Raw genomic sequence first — 17,339 nt, 5'->3', positions numbered from 1 at the left:
GCCTCGCCGCGACCGATGCCTCACCGGCAACGACGCCCCGGAGGACGCCGTGCACGCCCGCCTCGTCCCGCTGCCCCGCGTGACCGCCGCCGACGCGCGCGCCTGGCGCCGCCTCGCGGATGCCGCCGTCGAGCCCAACCTCTACCTCGACCCCCGGTTCCTGGTCCCGGCCCGGCACCGCGGCCGGGAGGTCGCCGACGTGCTGCTGCTGGTGGTCGAGGACGGGGACGAGTGGCTGGCCGCGCTCGCCCTCACGACGACGACGGTGGCCCCGGGGGTGCCGCTCCGGGCGGTGACCACCGGCGGGACGTTCATGACCACGCACTCCGACCGGCACCACCCGCTGGTCCGTGCGGGCCGCGAGGTGGACGCGCTCGGCGGCCTGCTCGGCGGTCTGCGGGAGGTCGGGCTGCCGGGGCTGGTGCAGCTGCAGCACTTCCCGGTCGACGGGCCGCTCGCGGACGCGCTCCGGCGGGTGGTGGCCCGGGGCGGGATGCTGCTGCACGAGCGCCGTCGCACGTCGAGCGCGTACGTCCGGCGCCCGGCGGCGGCCGAGCGGTGCCCGCGGGCGGACGCGGTGCCGCTGGTCGACCCGCCCCTGGTGGTGGACCACATGGGGGCGGGCCGCCGGAAGGACCTGCGGCGGCGGCTCCGCGGCCTCGCGCGCGACGCCGGCGGGCCGCTCGAGCTGCACGACGTGAGCGACGACCCGACGGTCGATGCGGAGTTCGTGGCGTTCCAGGCCGCGGGGTGGAAGGGAGACGCCGAGCGCGGCGGGGCGGCGCTCGGCCTCGACCCGGTGGCGTGCCGGTGGTTCCGCGACGTCGTGGCCGGGTTCCGGCGGGACGGGGACGCGATGGTGCTCCGGCTGACCGCGGGCGAGGAGACCGTGTTCCTCAGCTACGCGCTGCGCTCCGGCGGCACGTACTTCGGGTTCCTCGACGCGTACGGCGAGCGGCACGCCCGGCACAGCCCCGGCGCCGTCGGGCGGCTGGCCGAGCTGACCTACGTGCTCGGCGCCACGGACGCCGCGGCGTTCGACCCGGCCTTCGACGCCCGGTACGTCGCGGGCACCCAGCTCTACCCGGGGCGCCGCGAGCACGTCGACCTCCTGGTGTCGACCCGCGGGCTCGTCGCGCGGACCGCGGTGCGCGCCGCTCCCGTGGCGGCCCGGTTCGGCATCGGCGCCCGGGCGGCGGGGCTGCCGCTGGTCCCGGTGGGGGGCGAGCAGCTCGCGGAGTGGCTGGCGCTGGTGGCCTGAGCGCCGCGCTCAGCGCCGCGCCACCGCCAGCAGGTGCCCCGACAGGTCCGGAGACGCCGGATGACCCTGCGCGCGCTCGGCGAGGACCACCGCCGCGGCGACCACCTGGTCGTCGGGCGGCACGAGCTCCAGGGCGAGCGACCCGGGCCCCTCGACGCCGGTCACCCGCACGTCGTCGAACCCGGCGGCCGCGACCTCCTCGGCCAGCTCGGCCGCGGTGTGGAAGTGGCCCGCCGGGAACCCCTCGGCGGGGTCGGCCGGGCTGTCCCCGGACGCGAGCAGCCGCAGCAGAGCGGGGCCGGGCAGGTCCGCGAACCCCGCCGCCGTCACGAGGTCCGTGGCGGCGACCACCCGGGAGATCGCGCCCGCCAGGACGACCCCGCCGGGCCGCAGCACCCGCCGGGCCTCGCCCAGCGCCGCGAGCCGGTCGGCGCGATCCCGCAGGTGGTACAGCGGCCCGAGCAGCAGCACCGCGTCGAACGAGCCGTCCGGGAAGCGCAGGGTGCGGGCGTCGCCGGGCTCGGCCGCGAACCCGCCCGCGGCCCGGGCCGCGGCGACGTGCTCCGGAACCGGGTCGACCAGCGTGACGGGGTGGCCGCGCCCGGCGAGCCAGGACGCGTGCACCCCCGTCCCGCCGCCGACGTCGAGCACCTCGGCCTGCGGCGGCAGGTGGTCGGCGAGCAGGCGCCGCGTCCGGGCGAGCTCGACGAGCCCGGCCGCCGACCGCGTCGTGAGCCGGGACGACTCGTCGAACCGCCGCCCGTCGTAGCGGCGGATGTGCGCGTCGAGGTCGGGTTGGCTGCCCATCGAGCCAGTCTGCGGGGGCGGGGGCCGACGTGGGGGCGACTTCCGTCCCGGGACCGGGTCCTGACCACCCCCGCCGGTCACCTACGCTGTCCGGCGATGATCACTCGTGCCGAAGGGGCGTACCTGGGCGCCGTCCGGGCCTTCCAGAACCCGATGCTGGACCTGCTCCACAAGCGGCACGCCCCCCTCGTCGTCTCCCTGCTCTCGCTGGTGTTCACGGCCGAGCGCCCCCAGGTCCCGGTCGCGGACGCGCACACGGAGGTCGGCGACGCGCTCGACCAGCTGCGCGCGGCGGGCCACGGCGACGACCTGCCGACCGGTTCCGCCCGCGACCTGTGCCGGCAGTGGGCCGACGCCGGTTGGCTGGCGCGGCAGGTGCTGGACGACGACGTCGAGGTCTACACGCTGTCCGCGCACGCGGTCGGCGCCCTGGAGGTCGCGGGCCGTGCCGGCGGGACCCGCGCCCGGGTGTCGCAGTCGCGGGTGCGCACCCTGCTCGACGCGGTGGAGCGGCTGGCCGAGGACGCCGACCCCGACGCGCTGATGCGGATGGCCCGGCTGGACGCCGAGATCACCCGCCTGCGGGCGGAGCTCGACCGCATCCAGAAGACCGGCGAGGTCGAGCAGACCGACGAGGAGACGCTGCTCGAGGAGGCGGAGAACGTCCTGCACCTCGTGCGGGAGCTGCCGGCCGACTTCGCCCGGGTCGCCGAGTCGATCAAGGTGATGCAGCGCGACGTCGTGCAGGCGCTGCGCCAGGACGAGCGCCCGACGGGCGACGTGCTGCGCGAGTACCTGGAGCGCGGCGAGCACGTCATGGACGCCACGCCCGAGGGCCGCGCCTTCGCCGGCGCCCTGCGGCTGATCGGCGACCCGCAGCGCCTCGACGCGCTCGCCACCCAGCTGTCGACCGTGCTGCGGCACCGGTTCACCCGCCGGCTGCCCGCGCAGCAGCGCGCGGAGCTCCGGGACATCGGCCGCCGCATCGAGCAGGGGCTGGACCAGGTGTTCACCGCGCAGCGCGAGGCGTCGTTCGTCATCACCGCGCAGGTGCGCAACCACGACCCGCTGCGCGACCGCCAGGTCGACGAGCTGCTGCGCGACGTGATGACCGGCCTGCAGGCCTGGGTGCCGGGTGCCCGCCGCGGCCAGGCGGTCGACCCGCTGCGCCGGCTCCCGGTCGCGGAGGTCGAGCACCTGCGGCAGACCGCCGGCGAGCTGCGCCCGGCCGAGCCGCCGAGCCCGCTCGCCGCCTGGGACGACGGTGACGACGCGGACGCGGCGGCGGCCGAGGCGCTGGCCTGGGGCGGTCCGCACTACGCCGACCTCGGGTCGCACCTCGCCGCGTTCGCCGGCGCCGCACCGACGGTCGACGTGGGGGAGGCGTTCAACGCCGCGCCCGAGCCGCTGCGCCGGCCGGTCGACCTGCTCGGCCTGCTGGAGATCGCCCACCAGCGCGGCATGACGGAGACGGACGAGGTCGCGTACGTGGACGCGGTCCGGCCGGACGGCACCCGGCGGCGGTTCGCGTTCGGGGGCGTGACGACACTGACGAAGGACGAGGACCATGGCTGACCCGACGACGGACGACCGCGCGGAGGTCCCCGGCGCCGACGACGTGGACGTCTTCATCGACACCGTGTCGATGGAGGAGGACCCGGCCGAGCTGTTCCCCGGCGACTCCGGGACGCTCGACGCCGACGTCCGGCGCGTCCTGGTCCGGCTGCTGCAGCGCCGGTTCCTGCTGGCCGAGAAGAACCGGCAGCAGTGGCGCACGCTGCTGGACAACCAGCAGGTCATCGAGTCCCGGCTGCACGACCTGTTCGTGCACCTCGTCGTCGACCACCAGCGCGGCATCGCCTACAAGCGCCAGGTCCGCTCCGACGAGCTCGACGTGCCGGTGCTGCTCCGCGACGAGGCGTACACCCGCGCCGAGACGCTGGTGCTCGTGCACCTGCGCACCGTGTTCCAGCGCGAGCGCGGCGCGGGGGAGACCTCGGCGCGCGTGGACGTCGAGGAGATCGAGCAGACCGCGCTGACCTACTTCGACCCCGACGACACCAACGTCGCCGCCCGGCAGCGGGAGATCCGCGCCGCGGTGCTGCGGCTCGCCAAGGAGGGCGTGGTCGAGGAGGAGTCCGAGGGGCGGTACCGGGTCACCCCGCTGGTCGAGGTGGTGCTCAGCAACGAGCGGCTGTCCGAGCTGAGCGCGTGGCTGCGGGAGCAGGTGCGCACGGGCGGCGAGGTCGCGCTGGACGAGGTCCCGGCCGAGGAGGCCGTCGCGGACGACGCACCCGGCGACGCCGACGCACCCGGCGACGCCGACGCACCCGGCGACGCCGACGCACCCGGCGACGCCGACGCGCCCGTCGCCGACGAGACCGCCGACCTCGGGCCGACGCTCGAGGAGGCCGCCGCGGACGACGCGCCGGCCGCCGGCGCCCCCGCCACCGACGACGCCTCCGAGGAGGTCGCACGATGACGATGGTCGACACCCTGTTCGGCCTGATCCCGGCCGCGTCGACGGGCCAGCAGTGGGTCGCCCGCGACCTGCAGCTCGTCAACTGGGGCGGCTACGACGGCCACCACCGGGTGCGGTTCGCCCCGACGGCGACGCTGCTGTCCGGCGGCTCGGGCTCCGGCAAGTCGACGCTGATGGACGCGTACATCGCGCTCCTGATGCCGCACACCACGCCGTTCAACGGCGCGTCCAACGGCGGGGTCGTCGGCCGCCCCCGCGGCAAGGACCAGCGGAACATCCTGTCCTACGCCCGCGGCAAGCTCGACGAGTCGCGCACCGCGGACGGCACCCGCCAGCGGGTGCTGCGCGGCGACGCCCGCGACACCTGGTCCGCGATCGCGATGACCTGGGTCGACCAGGCCGGCCGCGAGCTCACCGCCGTCCGCGCCTGGTACGTGCCGTCGGCGGCCCGGACGCTCGAGGACGTCATCGCCCTGCGCGCGACCGCGGACGGCCCGTTCGACCTGCGCGACCTGGAGGCCGCCGCGGCCGACCGGTTCCCGCGCCCCGTGCTGACCGCCGCCGGGCTGACACCGTTCGACACCGACCGCGAGTTCACGGCCCGGCTGCACTCGACGCTGGGCATCGGCGCGACCGGCGACGGCGCGAAGGCGGTCGCGCTGCTCGGCCGGATCCAGGCGGGCCAGCAGATCACCACCGTCGACGCCCTGTACAAGGCGATGGTGCTGGAGGAGCCGAGCACCTTCGCGACGGCCGACGCCGTGGTCGAGCAGTTCGACAAGCTCTCGGGCACCCGCGAGCAGATGATCACCGCGCGCCAGCAGGTGAAGGCGCTGGAGCCGATCCGTGCGCACCGCGAGGCGCTGGACGAGGCCGCCGAGCGCCTGCGGGTCATCGACCGGGTCGGCACGTTCGACGACGACCGGTCGACGGCGGCCCTGTGGCGGCACGAGCGCCGGCTGGGCCTGCTGCGCGCGGTCGAGGAGGAGCTGGGCCGCGAGCACCAGCACGCCGAGAAGCGCGCCGCCGAGACGACCGGCCGGATCGCCGCCGCGCGCTCCGAGCTGGAGGGCGTCCGGGAGACCCTGTGGTCGTCCGGCGGCGACCGGCTGGCGACCGCGCAGCGGGAGCTCGTCGCGACCGAGGACCGGCTGGAGCGGGTCACCCGCGCTCGCGGCCGGCTCGACGACGTGCTGCGCACGGCGTTCGGCACCACGGTGTCGAACGAGAAGGAGTTCGACGCGCTGGCGGCGCGCGGGCGCCGGGCGCAGGCCGACGGCGACGCGAAGTCCGAGGCGCGCGCCGAGTTCGGCACCGCGATGTCGGAGAAGAAGGCCGCCGGGGTCGACCTGGCCGTCCTCCGCTCGGACCGCGAGGCCGTGGCCCGGCGGCAGGACAACATCCCGGGCGACCTGCACCGGGCGCGCGCGGCGCTGGCCGAGGCGGCCGGCCTGACACCGGAGGAGCTGCCGTTCGTCGCCGAGCTGATCGAGGTCCGCACGGAGCACGAGCCGTGGCGCGACGCGTTCAACCTGGCGCTGGGCGGGTTCGCCACGCTGCTGCTGATCGACGCCGCGCACGTGACGACCTTCCGGCGCGCGATCGACGCGGTGCCGACGGCGCGCCGCATCCGGTTCGAGGGCGTGCCGACCGACCTGCGCTCCGACGTCGCGCTCGACCCGCGGACGCTCCCCGGCCGGCTGGACTTCCGCAACGGCCCGTTCACCGGCTGGCTGCGCAGCGAGCTCGCGAGCCGGTTCGCGTTCGTCTGCGTCGACACCCCCGGCGAGCTGTCCCAGCACCCGAAGGCGCTCACCCGGTCCGGGCAGGTGTCCGAGGGGCGCCGCGGCGCGCACGGCGGCCAGGGCCGCGCCAACGTGCTCGGGTTCACCAACACCCGGCGCCTGGCGCACCTCGACGAGCAGATCGCCGCCGCGCAGGCCCGGCTGGACGACGCGGAGCGCCAGGTGCGCGCCGCCGAGGACCGGCTGGACGCGCACGACGTCGAGCTGCGCGCGTACGAGCAGCTCGACGCCGTCTCCTGGGACCAGGTGGACGTCGCGGCCGTCGAGGCCGAGCGCGCCCGGTGGGCGCAGGTCATCGAGGACGTCACCGCCGGCAACCCCGAGGTCACCCGGCTCCAGCAGCGCGTCGGCGAGCTCGAGAAGACGATCCGCGACCTGACCGAGGAGGTCGGCCGGACCAAGGGCTCGGCCGAGGACCTGGGCGGCCGCTGGTCGACGATCACCGACGAGGTCGACGCGGCACAGCTCGCGCTGGACGAGGCGCAGGACGCCGGGGTGACCGTCGGCGACGACCAGCGGGCGTACCTGGACGCGCTGCTCGGCGGATCCTCGGGGACCGGGTCCGGCGGGTCCCGGCCGGCCCCCGCCGCCGCGCTGGCCGCGTTCGACAGCACCGTCGCGCGGGCGAACGAGATCCTGCGCACCGACCTGCTCGCCGCGCAGCAGACGATCGGCGCCGCGCGCGAGGCGCTGCGGCGGACCTTCGAGACGTTCGTCGAGCGCTGGCCCGACCCGAACCTCGGCACCGACCCGGACGGGTCGTACGCCGACTTCGCGCGCATCCTCGCGGCGCTGGAGACGTCGGGGCTGCACGAGCTCGAGGCCGAGTGGCGTAAGAGCCTGCTCCGGCTGTCCGGCAACGACCTCACGGACCTGCACCACGGCCTGAGCCGGTCGGTCCGGGAGATCAAGGAGCGCATCCAGCCGGTCAACGACATCCTCGCGGACCTGCCGTTCGCCGACGACGACCACCGGCTGCGGATCGACGCCCGGGACACGCAGTCGACGGTGGTGGCGCGGTTCCGCAAGGAGCTGAAGGATCTCAACGAGCTGCTGGCCGCCGAGGCGTCCGACGCCGAGCGCGAGCGCCGGTACCACCGGATGGCCAAGGTCATCGACCGCATCCGGCGCACCTCCCCGGACTTCGCCGACCTGGTGGACGTCCGCCGGCACGTGCGGCTGAGCGCCGAGAAGGTCGACTTCGACGGGAACCACGTGGCGCTCTACGACCACATCGGCGAGAAGTCCGGCGGCGAGTCGCAGGAGCTCGTGGCGTTCATCGTCGGGGCGGCCCTGCGGTACCAGCTCGGCGACGCCGGCGCCCCGCGCCCGCGGTACGCGCCGGTGTTCCTGGACGAGGCGCTGATCAAGGCGGACGCGCGGTTCACCGGCCGGGCGATCGGCGCCTGGCGCGGGCTCGGCTTCCAGCTGGTGATCGGCGCGCCCAACGACAAGTTCAGCGCGCTGGAGCCGCACGTCGACCTCAAGTACGTGGTGCTCAAGGACACCGGCGGCCGGTCGCGCACCAAGCCCGTCGCCGGCGTCGCGGCGGACTGACGCGGCGGGCAGGGGAGGCGCGGCGGTGGAGCCGGAGGTGCTGCTGGTGGCCGGGCGGTCCGGCGCGGGCAAGTCGTCGGTCGCGTTCGAGCTGTCGGCGCGCTGGCAGCGCTCCGGCCTGGCGCACTGCCCGGTCGACGGGGACAACCTGTCCGCCGCGTACCCCAAGCCGGCGTCCGACCCGCACGGCACGGCGCTGACCGAGGCGAACCTGCGCGCGCTCTGGGGCGGGTACGCCGCGGCGGGCTACCGGCGGGTCGTGTACGTCAACACGGTGAGCGTCCTGGAGCGCGAGCTCGTCACCCGGGCGCTCGGCGGGCGGGCGCGGGTGTCCGGGGTGCTGCTGACGGCATCGGTGCGGACGATCCGGGACCGCCTCGGGGCGCGGGAGATCGGGTCCGCGCTGCGGGAGCACCTCGACCGGTCGGCCGCCGCCGCGGAGCTGCTCGACCGCGCGGCGGGTCCGTGGGTCACCCGGGTCGGCACGGACGGCCGGACGGTCGAGCAGGTCGCGGCGGACGTCGCGGCCGCCTCTGGCTGGGAGGCCTGAGGCGCCCCGCGCCCGACCCCGCCGGCGCCCGCAGGGGGTGCGCCGAAGTAGGGCCTCCGCGCCGAGGTAGGGCCGCAGACGGTCCTACCTCGAGCGGGAGGACCTATCTCGGCGAGCGACCGCGCGGGCGGTCGGCGGCGCGGGACCGGACCGTCAGTGCGCGTGCGTCCCGCCGCCGGGGCCCGCGACGTCCCGTGCCGCCCCGGGGTCGGCCGCCGCGGCCTCGGCCGCCTCGGCCGCCGCGAGGGGCTCGGACGCCTCGTCGGCCGCGAGGGGCTCGGACGCCTCGTCGGTGTGCGCGACGTGGCGGAGCTGGCCCCAGATGAGCACGACGAACAGGGCCGACCCCGCGAACGCGAACCAGAACGGCGCCGTCACGCCCCACCGCTCCGCCAGCACGCCGCCGACCGCCGACCCGACGACGAGGCCGCCGAACACGCCCACGGTGTTCACGCTGCCGACCCGTCCCTGCAGGGCCGGCGGCACCGCCCGCTGCCGGACGCTGACCGACGTCGTCCCCCAGACGAACGCGTGCGCCCCGAACAGGAAGAAGATCACGACGGCGACCCAGGCCTGCCGGGTCAGCGCGAGCCCCAGGTGCGTCAGCGTCTCCAGGACCAGCCCGATGCGCATGAGGTTCCCGAGCGACACCCGCCGGGTGATCCAGCCGTAGGCGGCTCCGCCCGCCAGGCCGCCGCAGGCGCTGACGGTGGTGAGCAGGCCGTAGCCGATCTCGCCGAGCCCCAGGCGCCGCGTCGCGTAGAGCACGAGCACCGACCAGGCGGCGCCGAACGTGATGTTGAAGATGAAGATGGTCAGCACGAGGGTGCGGACCGCGGCGTGGCGCACGGTCCACCGGAAGCCCTCGGCGATGTCCCGCCCGAGGTGGCTGCGCGTGCCCGGCTCGCGGGGGTGCGCGGGCAGCGCGATCCGTGCGACCAGCAGGGCCGCGGCCGCGACGACGACCGCCTGGGTGGCGAACGGCCACAACCACCCCGCGGCGAACAGGGCCGCCCCGAGCGGCGGGCCGGCCAGCTGGTTGACGGTGATGAAGCCGACCTGCAGCCGCGAGTTCGCCAGGGCGAGGTCGTCGCGCGCGACCAGCATCGGCAGGAACGTCTGCGCGGCGTTGTCCGCGAACACCTCCGCGGTGCCGAGCAGGAACAGCGCGCCGAGCACCAGTCCGATCGTGACGTGGCCCGACGCGAGGGTGCCGGCGAGGGCCGCGAGCACCACGGCCCGGACGACGTTCACGACCAGCACGATCCGGCGCCGGTCCCACCGGTCGGCCAGCGCGCCCGCCAGCAGCCCGAACAGCAGCGGCGGCAGCCACTGCAGCGTGGCGGCGAGCGCGACCAGCCGGGCGTCCTGGGTGAGCGAGGCGACCAGCAGCGGCCCGGCCGCGACGGCGATGCCGTCCGCGAGGTTGCTGGTCCACGAGGAGGCGATCAGCCACCGGAACGGGACCCCCAGCCGGGCGGGCAGGACGGTCTGGAGGAGGCGGCTCACAAGGGCGAGATGCTAGCGCTCACCCCGCCAGCGCCTCGATGATCGTCGCCGCCACCCGGGAGTCGGAGAGGTACCCGGAGATGCCGTGCTGGTTGGGCGTCGGGTTGTCGACCTTGCCGTAGTCGTCGATCCGGTCCACCGGGAACCACGGCGCGGTCAGCGGGTGCAGGGCGACCAGGTCCTCCGGGTCGTACGCGTTGAACCAGGCGCCGACCGGCTCGGGCCAGGACACCGGGCGCAGCGTGCGGCTGATGTTCGTCACCCCGAGCGGCGAGCCGAGGGTGACCAGGAGCGGCACGTCCCACCCGCGGGGGCGCGCCTCGCGGCGCAGCAGGTTGTACGCGACCACGGTGCCCAGCGAGTGCGACACCACGACGGCGCCCTCCGTGCCGTCGAGCGCCTGCCGCACGCCGTCCTCGATGGTGTCCCGGACGCGCACGTTGTGCAGGTACTGGTAGACGTCCCGGGTCGCGAGCGCGAGGGACCAGGCGCTGACGTTGGGCAGCCGGTCGAGGGCGGTGAGCGTCGCCCGCACCCAGCGCCAGTTCATCGGCCCGCGCTCCACCGCGGCCTCGGCGCCCGCCTCCGACGCCGCGTCCTCGGCCACGCCGGCCCGGTCGGCGATCTCGAGCAGCGTCTCCCGGACGAACAGCGTCTCCGCGTCGGGCCCGGCGTCCGCGCCGCGGACGACGACCTCCGCGGCGTGGTCCGCGTCGCCCGCCACCAGGTCGAACAGGGTCTGGCCGTAGTACGGCAGCCGGACCCGGTCGTCGGGGAGGTCGAGGGGCCGGCCGGCGTGGTGCGCGCCCGCGTCGAGCGCGGAGAGCCACTCCTCCTTCACCGCCAGCGGGTCCTTGTGCTCCTGGGCCCGGCCGTGGACCAGCACGAGCGTCCTCATGGCTCCTCCTCGGGGTGCGGCGGGCCGGGGGCCGCCGCGGCGGCGACCTCGGCGACGCGGTCGGCGTTGTCGGCGGCGAACAGCGTCCAGTGCGACGGCAGCCGCGCGGGGAACGACAGCGCGCGGTCCTGGACCGCGGGTGGCGCGGCGGCGAGCAGCGGCCAGCCGCGGGACAGCAGGGGTGCCGGCGTGAGGAGCCCGGCCCAGTCGACCGGGCGGTCGTCGCGGCCGGGGTCGGGACCGGAGGCCAGGAGGACGACGTCGAACAGCCGCGCGCCCGGCGACCCCGCCCGGGCCAGGTCGGCGATCGCCGCGCGCCGGCCGCGGTCGTGGAGCTCCCAGGCGCGGTAGAGCGCCGCGAGGGGGTCGGCGTCGACGGCGACCGTGCGCCGGGCCGCCCGCGCCGGGTCGTCCGCGCGCCCGCGCTCCTCGGCGGGCCCCTCGTCCTCGTCGTCCTCGTCGTCGGGGCGCAGCCCGAACCGGGACCACGCGGCCGCGAGGGCCCGGCGCGCGACCGCGCCGTCCACCCCCGGCGGGGGCGGCCCGCCGTCGGCGCCGGGTGCCCGGGGCAGCGCGCAGTCGACCAGGCAGCCGTGCTCGACGGTGGCGAGGGTGACCCGGCCCGGCAGGGTGGGCAGCACCGCGCAGCCGCCCGAGGCGAACGTGACGACGACGGCGGTCGGCGACACCGGGACGACGTCCAGCGCGCGGTCGCCCTGCACGACGACGACGGGCCCGCCCGGCCGCGGCGCGGTGGGCAGCGGTGCCACCTCCAGGTCGGGTGCCGGCACCGGGGCGGGGACCGCGGGCGCGGCGGCCGCGGGCTCGGGCGGGCGCGCGGGCGACGGCGGGGCGGCCGGGGCCCCCGACGGCGCGACGGTGCTGCCGACGGCCCCGGCGGGCAGGCCGCCGGCGCCCGCCGCGAGCCCGACGGCCAGGCCCAGCACGAGGCGGTCGGCGGCCTCCGCGGCGGCGGCACGGGCGGCGGGTACCGGCTCCGGCGCGGCGCGCTCCGCGTCGGCGAGGAGGCCACCCGCCCCTCGGGTGGGGGCGGGCGGGGGGAGCGGGGTGGCGTCGGCGTCGACCGCCGCGGGCGCGGGCGGTCCGCCGGCGGGGACGCCGTCGGCGGGCCGGGCGTCGTCCCCGGCCCCGGCAGGCGCCGCGGGCGTGCCCGTCCCGGGTGCCCCGGGCGCCGTCGCCGCCAGCGGCCAGGGCTCGAGCCGGGACAGCCAGGCGTCGACCGGGTCGGACGACAGCCGGGCGTCCGGGGTCTGCGCGTGGTCGAGCGGGGCGTGGGCCGCGGTCAGCCGCTCGGCGACCAGCCCGGGGAGCGCCCGCTTCAGCGGCCACGGCTGCACGAGCCCGAACCCCGCGCCGCCCCCGGCCGCGCCGCCACCCGCTCCCTCGCCCCCGGCCGCGCCGCCGCCCGCGCCCGGCCCCGGCGTCACGAGCGCCGGGTGGTCCCCGCGCAGGGCCCCCACCAGCGCCGAGGTGAACAGCGCCTGGTAGGCGGCGCCGGACGCGGCGGGGTCCTTCACCTCGTACGCCGGGTCGCCGAGCGCGCAGGCGTAGAACACGTCGACCGCCGCGGCCGGCCCGCGCGGTGGCAGGTTGGGCACCAGAGCGACCCCCTGCACGCTGAGCTCCTGGACGGTGCTCGCGGCGGTGCGGCAGGCGTCCGACACGAGCACGACGTGCCGCACCGGCAGCCGCTCGGCGAACCAGGAGGTGAGGGAGACGTTCACGGCCTGGCTGCCGTCCTCGGGCGCGCCGGTCAGCAGCCAGAACTCGGCGTTCCCGGTGTTGATGCCGTGACCGCTGAAGTAGACGACGAGCTGGTCGACGTCGCCGCGGTCGACGAGCCCGCGCACGCCGGCGAGCACGGCGGCGGAGGTGACCGGGGTGCCGTCGTCGTCGGTGAACGTGAGCACCAGGTCGTCCGGGACGCGCTGCTCGGCCGCCCAGGCACGCACGGCCGCGACGGCGCCCGGCACGGCCGGCAGCTCCGGGAACCGGCCGCCGGTGCGGGCCACGCCCACCATGACCAGCGCGCGCGCCACGGTGGTCACCCGACCGGTCGGGTGGCTGACGGGTGTGGGCGGGCGGCCATCTCGACTCCGTCGTCCAGGGTGCGGACCCCTCCGAGTGCAGCACCGGCGGGCGGGCGCGTCAAGGAACGGGGCGGCTCTGGTGTGGCGTGCGTCACGCTGGTACCGTCCGTGGCATCCCCGGGCGTCACCTCCGTCGGGCGGGACACGGGCAACGGCGCCCGCCCCGTCCGGCCTCCCGAGGGCCCCTCCCGCCCCGGTGGCGGCACGCCCGCGCCCGACCTAGCGTCCGACGGGCGGGTGCGGCCGCGTCGCCCGCGCGCAGCCGACGAGAGGCCGGACCATGACCGAGCAGACCACGCCCCGCCCGCTGGCGGTCGTCACGGGCGCGTCGAGCGGGATCGGGCTGGAGCTCGCCCGGCGGTTCGCGACCGAGGGGTTCGACCTGGTCGTCGCCGCGGACGAGCCGCAGATCGCCCTGGCCGCCGACGCCCTCACCGCGGCGGGGAACGCCGTGCGCCCGGTGCACGCGGACCTGGCCACCGCCGAGGGAGTCGCCGAGCTCGTCGGGGCCGTGCGCGCGACCGGCCGGCCGGTGGACGCCCTCGCCCTGAACGCGGGGCGCGGAGCGGGTGGGCCGTTCGTGGAGACGCCGCTCGACGCGGACCTGGCCGTCGTCGGCCTGGACGTCGTGGGCACCGTGCGGCTCGCGAAGGCACTGCTGCCCGCGATGGTGCAGCGCGGCGCGGGCCGGGTGCTGCTGACCGCGTCCACCGCGGCGCTCATGCCCGGCCCGTGGTACGCGACCTACGCGGCGTCCAAGTCGTTCGTGCAGTCGTTCGGGGAGGCGCTCCACCACGAGCTCGCCGACACCGGGGTCACCGTCACGACCCTGCTGCCGGGTCCGACGGACACCGCGTTCTTCGCGCGGGCCGGGATGGAGCAGACGCCGGTCGGCCGCGGACCGAAGGACGACCCGGCCGACGTCGCCGACCAGGCGTTCGAGGCGCTGATGGCGGGCCGGGACAAGGTCGAGGTGCGCTCGCTCAAGGCCCGGTTGCAGACGGCCGCGGCGGCGGTGCTGCCCGACCGCGCGAAGGCGGCGATGCACGCCGGGTTCACGCAGCCGCTCGACGGCGGGCGCCCGGACGACGCGGGCGAGTGAGCCCCGGGCTCAGCCGGGCGTGACCCGGACCCGCCCGACCACCAGCTCGGGCACCGCGGGCGCGCCCGGGCCGTGCGGCTGCCCCGGGAAGTCGAAGACCCCGAGCATCAGCTGGAGCGGGTAGTCCGGTCCCTGCGCGACCTCGCGCGTCACGACGCCGTCCACCGCGAACGCCGCCCGCCCCGGACGCCAGTCCACGGCGTAGGTGTGCCACCGGGCGACGTCGATGGTCGTCCGGGGTGCCGAGAACTCCTCGCGGAGGCCCGGGTCGCGGAACGGGTGCACCCCGGAGCCGAGCGCGGCGGTCGGCGCGCCGTCGGGGCCGGTGCCGAGGGTCTCCCCGAACACCTCCACCAGGCAGAGCTCGCCGCTGCGCTCGGGCACGTCCTCGACCCCGACCAGCCAGGCGGAGAACATGGAGCCGGGCCCGACGGTCGCCCGGCAGGTCACCTCGACCCGGCCGGACCGCGGCGTGCAGGCCCACCGGGGAGGCTGCTCCTCGCGGACTCTCTGCCCGGGGCGGAACGGCTGCTGCCCGCGGGTGCTGCCCACCGGCCCGGACCAGGAGCCGCTCTGGGCCGCCGAGACGCGCAGCGGCGGCTCGTGGTCACCGGGGCACCACACCGGGTGGTCGGGCGGGATCGTCAGGTGCAGCCCCTCCGGGCTGGTGCGGGCCGCGGCCGCGGCGGCGCTCCGCGAGCTCCAGGCGGGCAGGTACGCGAGCGTCCAGCCGCGGGTCTCCGGCGACGTGGTGAACCGCTCGTCGAGGACGGTCGGCCCCGGGGTGGGTGCGGGCACGCGGTCTCCCTCGGTGGACGGGGCGCGCGGGGCGCGCGGGCGGCTCGATCGTAGGGCGGCGGCGCGCTCCGGTGGCAGGCCCCGGCGGCCCGGCCTAGCGTCGACGGAGGTCGGCGCACCCCGTGCCGCCAGGACCCCGGGAGGACGGATGACCGACGACGACGTGCGTCGCGAGGACCTGCCCGTGCCGGACTACGACCACCTGCCGATCGGCTCGCTGGGCCACCGCATCCGCAGCCTGGAGGCGGACGAGATCGACGTGCTGCGCCGCTACGAGGAGGCGCACGCGAACCGGGTCGCGGTGATCCAGATCCTGGACCACCGGCTGCTCGACCTCGCGGAGGGCCAGCGGCCCTCGGGCGGCGACGCCGCGGCCCCGGCCGCCGAGGCCGCTCCCGCGCCCGCGGGCACGAGCAGCGCCTCGCCCGAGACCGCCGGGCCGCCGCAGAACCCGCCGTCCCACGGCGTCCCGACCAACCCCGCCCAGCCGCGCCGCTGAGGCGCCGACCACCTCCGGAGGCCCCGTTGTCCGACCGCAGCACGACCGACGACGACTACCTCGAGCGCGTCCGCGCGTCCGAGGAGCAGCCCCCGCCGCCCCCGCCCGCGCGGGTGCTGCTGTTCCTGTTCTGCTTCGTGCTGTTCGTGGGCGGCCTCTACCTGATGGGCCTCGCGGTCGACACCGCGGAGATCTGGGTGTTCACCGTCGGCATCCTGTGCAGCGGAGGCGCGTTCTTCCTCGGTCTGAACCGAGCCCGCACCCTGTGACGCGCTCGACCGTCGGGTCCGGCGCGGGCGTGCCGGACCTGGACGCCGCCGTGCGCCGCGTCCTGGGCGAGGACGCCGAGCTGCGCGCGGCGCAGCGGGACGCGCTGGACGGGCTGCGGGACCGGGACACCCTGCTGGTCGCTCGGTCGGGCGCGGGCAAGACCGCCGTCTACGCGATCGCGACGCTGCTGAGCGGGCAGCTGACCGTCGTCGTCTCGCCGCTGCTCGCCCTGCAGCGGGACCAGGTCGCCGGGCTGCGCGAGGCGGGCCTGCGCGCGGAGTCGGTGAGCTCCGCCCGGGGCGCCCGGGCGCAGGCGGCGGCCCTCGACGCCGCGGCGGCCGGCGATCTCGACGTGCTCGTGCTGGGGCCCGAGCAGCTCGTCCGCCGCCCCGTCGCCGAGGCGCTGGACCGGGCGCCCGTCGGCCTCGTCGTCGTGGACGAGGCGCACTGCGTCAGCGAGTGGGGCCACGACTTCCGGCCGGACTACGTGCACGTGGCCGGCACCGTCGAGCGGCTCGGTCGCCCGCGGGTGCTCGCGCTCACCGCCACCGCCTCGCCCCAGGTGCGCGGCGAGATCGTCGAGCGGCTCGGCATGGTCGACGCCCGCGTGCTGGTGCACGACGCCGACCGGCCGAACATCTGGCTCGGCGCGCACCACGCGTCCACGCCCCGGGAGCGCGACGACCGGGTCGTGGCGGTGGTGCGGGACCTGGCGGACGACCCCGGTGGCGCCGGGCTCGTGTACGCCCGCACCCGGTCGCACGTCGAGGAGCTCGTCGAGGCGCTGGGGCGCGCGGGGCTCCCTGCACGGGGGTACCACGCCGGCCTGCCCGCGAAGGAGCGCGCGGCCGTCGAGCGGGCGTTCCTGTCCGGTGCGCAGGACCTCGTCGTGGCGACCAGCGCGTTCGGCATGGGCGTGGACCGCGCGGACGTGCGGTTCGTCGTGCACGCCGGGCCGCCCACCTCCCTGGACGCCTACTACCAGGAGGTCGGCCGCGCCGGCCGTGACGGCGAGCCCGCCCGGGCGGTCCTGGTGAGCCGGCCCGACGACATCGGCCTCAACCAGTACCTGCGTTCCGGCGGGGTCCCGCGGCAGGGCACGCTCGCGGCAGTGCTGGCGGCCGTGCGCGAGGCGCCCGACGGGGCACGGGACCAGCGCGCGCTGGCGCAGGCGAGCGGCCTCGCGGCGCGGACCGTCTCCCGGGCGCTGGGCGTGCTGCTGGACACGGGCGCGGTGCGGCGTGAGGAGGGCGGCGCGCTCGTCGCGACGGGGGTGTCCGCCCAGGCCGCCGCCCGGACGGCCGCCGAGCGCCAGGAGGAGCGCCGGGCCGTCGAGCGGTCGCGGGTCGAGGTCGTGCGGGCGTACGCCGACACCACCGACTGCCGGCGCCGGCTGCTGCTCGAGCTGCTGGGGGAGAAGCACCCGCGGCCGTGCGGGGCGTGCGACTCCTGCGACGCCGGGACCTCGGTCGAGGTCGAGGACGCGCCGCTGCGCCCGGGGCAGGCCGTCGAGCACGCCGAGTGGGGTCCCGGGCAGGTGTCCGTGGTGGAGGAGGACCGGGTCACGGTGTTCTTCGCCGAGCGCGGGTACGTCACCCTCGACACCGCCGTGGCGCTCGACTCGGGGCTCCTGCGGCCCGCGACGGGCGCGCCGACGGCCGCCTGACGACCCGGTCGCACCGACGGCCGC

At 77.2% G+C, this 17,339-nt stretch carries 14 protein-coding genes; 9 read left to right on the top strand and 5 right to left on the bottom strand.

Annotated elements, in window-relative coordinates; translation table 11 throughout:
- Positions 1-49 precede the first annotated feature (49 nt).
- Positions 50-1,261, top strand: a complete 1,212-nt coding sequence (locus FS882_RS06135) for a GNAT family N-acetyltransferase (RefSeq protein ID WP_158371919.1) — start codon at positions 50-52, stop codon at positions 1,259-1,261.
- Positions 1,262-1,270: 9 nt separating this feature from the next.
- On the opposite strand, the gene FS882_RS06130 is transcribed toward FS882_RS06135, so the two are convergent.
- Entirely contained in the window at positions 1,271-2,068 is a 798-nt protein-coding gene (locus FS882_RS06130; RefSeq protein ID WP_158371917.1) for a class I SAM-dependent methyltransferase, read from the bottom strand.
- Positions 2,069-2,164: 96 nt separating this feature from the next.
- On the opposite strand from FS882_RS06130, the gene FS882_RS06125 reads away from it, so the two are divergent.
- From FS882_RS06125 to FS882_RS06110, 4 genes are read left to right on the top strand one after another with little or no spacing between them, the layout of a single operon-like run.
- Complete coding sequence (locus tag FS882_RS06125; protein ID WP_158371915.1) at positions 2,165-3,643, top strand: DUF3375 domain-containing protein; 1,479 nt, start codon at positions 2,165-2,167, stop codon at positions 3,641-3,643.
- Complete coding sequence (locus FS882_RS21815; RefSeq protein ID WP_158371913.1) at positions 3,636-4,550, top strand: DUF4194 domain-containing protein; 915 nt, start codon at positions 3,636-3,638, stop codon at positions 4,548-4,550. Before FS882_RS06125 ends, FS882_RS21815 begins: the two co-directional genes overlap by 8 nt.
- Positions 4,547-7,912, top strand: a complete 3,366-nt coding sequence (locus FS882_RS06115) for an ATP-binding protein (RefSeq protein WP_158371911.1) — start codon at positions 4,547-4,549, stop codon at positions 7,910-7,912. The genes FS882_RS21815 and FS882_RS06115 overlap by 4 nt, the downstream gene beginning before the upstream one ends.
- Positions 7,913-7,937: 25 nt before the next feature.
- Positions 7,938-8,462 carry an adenylyl-sulfate kinase gene (locus FS882_RS06110; protein WP_158371909.1) on the top strand — a complete coding sequence of 175 codons (525 nt, stop codon included), beginning with the start codon at positions 7,938-7,940 and terminating at the stop codon, positions 8,460-8,462.
- A gap of 153 nt (positions 8,463-8,615) precedes the next feature.
- Here the strand turns inward: FS882_RS06110 and FS882_RS06105 are convergent, their stop codons facing one another.
- From FS882_RS06105 to FS882_RS06095, 3 genes are read right to left on the bottom strand one after another with little or no spacing between them, the layout of a single operon-like run.
- Complete coding sequence (locus tag FS882_RS06105) at positions 8,616-9,971, bottom strand: MFS transporter (RefSeq protein ID WP_158371907.1); 1,356 nt, start codon at positions 9,969-9,971, stop codon at positions 8,616-8,618.
- Between the two features lie 19 nt (positions 9,972-9,990).
- Entirely contained in the window at positions 9,991-10,869 is an 879-nt protein-coding gene (locus FS882_RS06100) for a hypothetical protein (protein WP_158371905.1), read from the bottom strand.
- Positions 10,866-12,929, bottom strand: a complete 2,064-nt coding sequence (locus FS882_RS06095; RefSeq protein WP_187365155.1) for a caspase family protein — start codon at positions 12,927-12,929, stop codon at positions 10,866-10,868. Before FS882_RS06095 ends, FS882_RS06100 begins: the two co-directional genes overlap by 4 nt.
- A gap of 331 nt (positions 12,930-13,260) precedes the next feature.
- On the opposite strand from FS882_RS06095, the gene FS882_RS06090 reads away from it, so the two are divergent.
- The gene (locus FS882_RS06090) at positions 13,261-14,082 is read left to right on the top strand and encodes an SDR family NAD(P)-dependent oxidoreductase (protein ID WP_158371901.1); all 822 of its coding nucleotides are present in this window, start codon (positions 13,261-13,263) and stop codon (positions 14,080-14,082) included.
- 9 nt (positions 14,083-14,091) lie between these two features.
- On the opposite strand, the gene FS882_RS06085 is transcribed toward FS882_RS06090, so the two are convergent.
- Positions 14,092-14,880: a glycoside hydrolase family 16 protein gene (locus tag FS882_RS06085; RefSeq protein ID WP_158371899.1), complete on the bottom strand. Its 789-nt coding sequence runs from the start codon at positions 14,878-14,880 to the stop codon at positions 14,092-14,094.
- A 148-nt stretch (positions 14,881-15,028) separates the two neighbouring features.
- Between FS882_RS06085 and FS882_RS06080 the strand changes: the two genes are divergently transcribed.
- Genes FS882_RS06080 through FS882_RS06070 form a run of 3 tightly spaced genes read left to right on the top strand, consistent with a single transcriptional unit; the run spans position 15,029 to position 17,315 of the window.
- Entirely contained in the window at positions 15,029-15,379 is a 351-nt protein-coding gene (locus FS882_RS06080) for a hypothetical protein (RefSeq protein WP_158371898.1), read from the top strand.
- 26 nt (positions 15,380-15,405) lie between these two features.
- Positions 15,406-15,648 carry a hypothetical protein gene (locus FS882_RS06075; protein ID WP_158371897.1) on the top strand — a complete coding sequence of 81 codons (243 nt, stop codon included), beginning with the start codon at positions 15,406-15,408 and terminating at the stop codon, positions 15,646-15,648.
- Positions 15,645-17,315 carry a RecQ family ATP-dependent DNA helicase gene (locus FS882_RS06070; protein ID WP_158371896.1) on the top strand — a complete coding sequence of 557 codons (1,671 nt, stop codon included), beginning with the start codon at positions 15,645-15,647 and terminating at the stop codon, positions 17,313-17,315. Before FS882_RS06075 ends, FS882_RS06070 begins: the two co-directional genes overlap by 4 nt.
- Positions 17,316-17,339 lie beyond the last annotated feature (24 nt).

The organism is Cellulosimicrobium cellulans (assembly GCF_007679345.1).
GTDB lineage: Bacteria > Actinomycetota > Actinomycetes > Actinomycetales > Cellulomonadaceae > Cellulomonas > Cellulomonas cellulans_A.
Note: the sequence above shows the minus strand (reverse complement) of the source record. Positions and strands in the feature narration are given on the sequence as shown.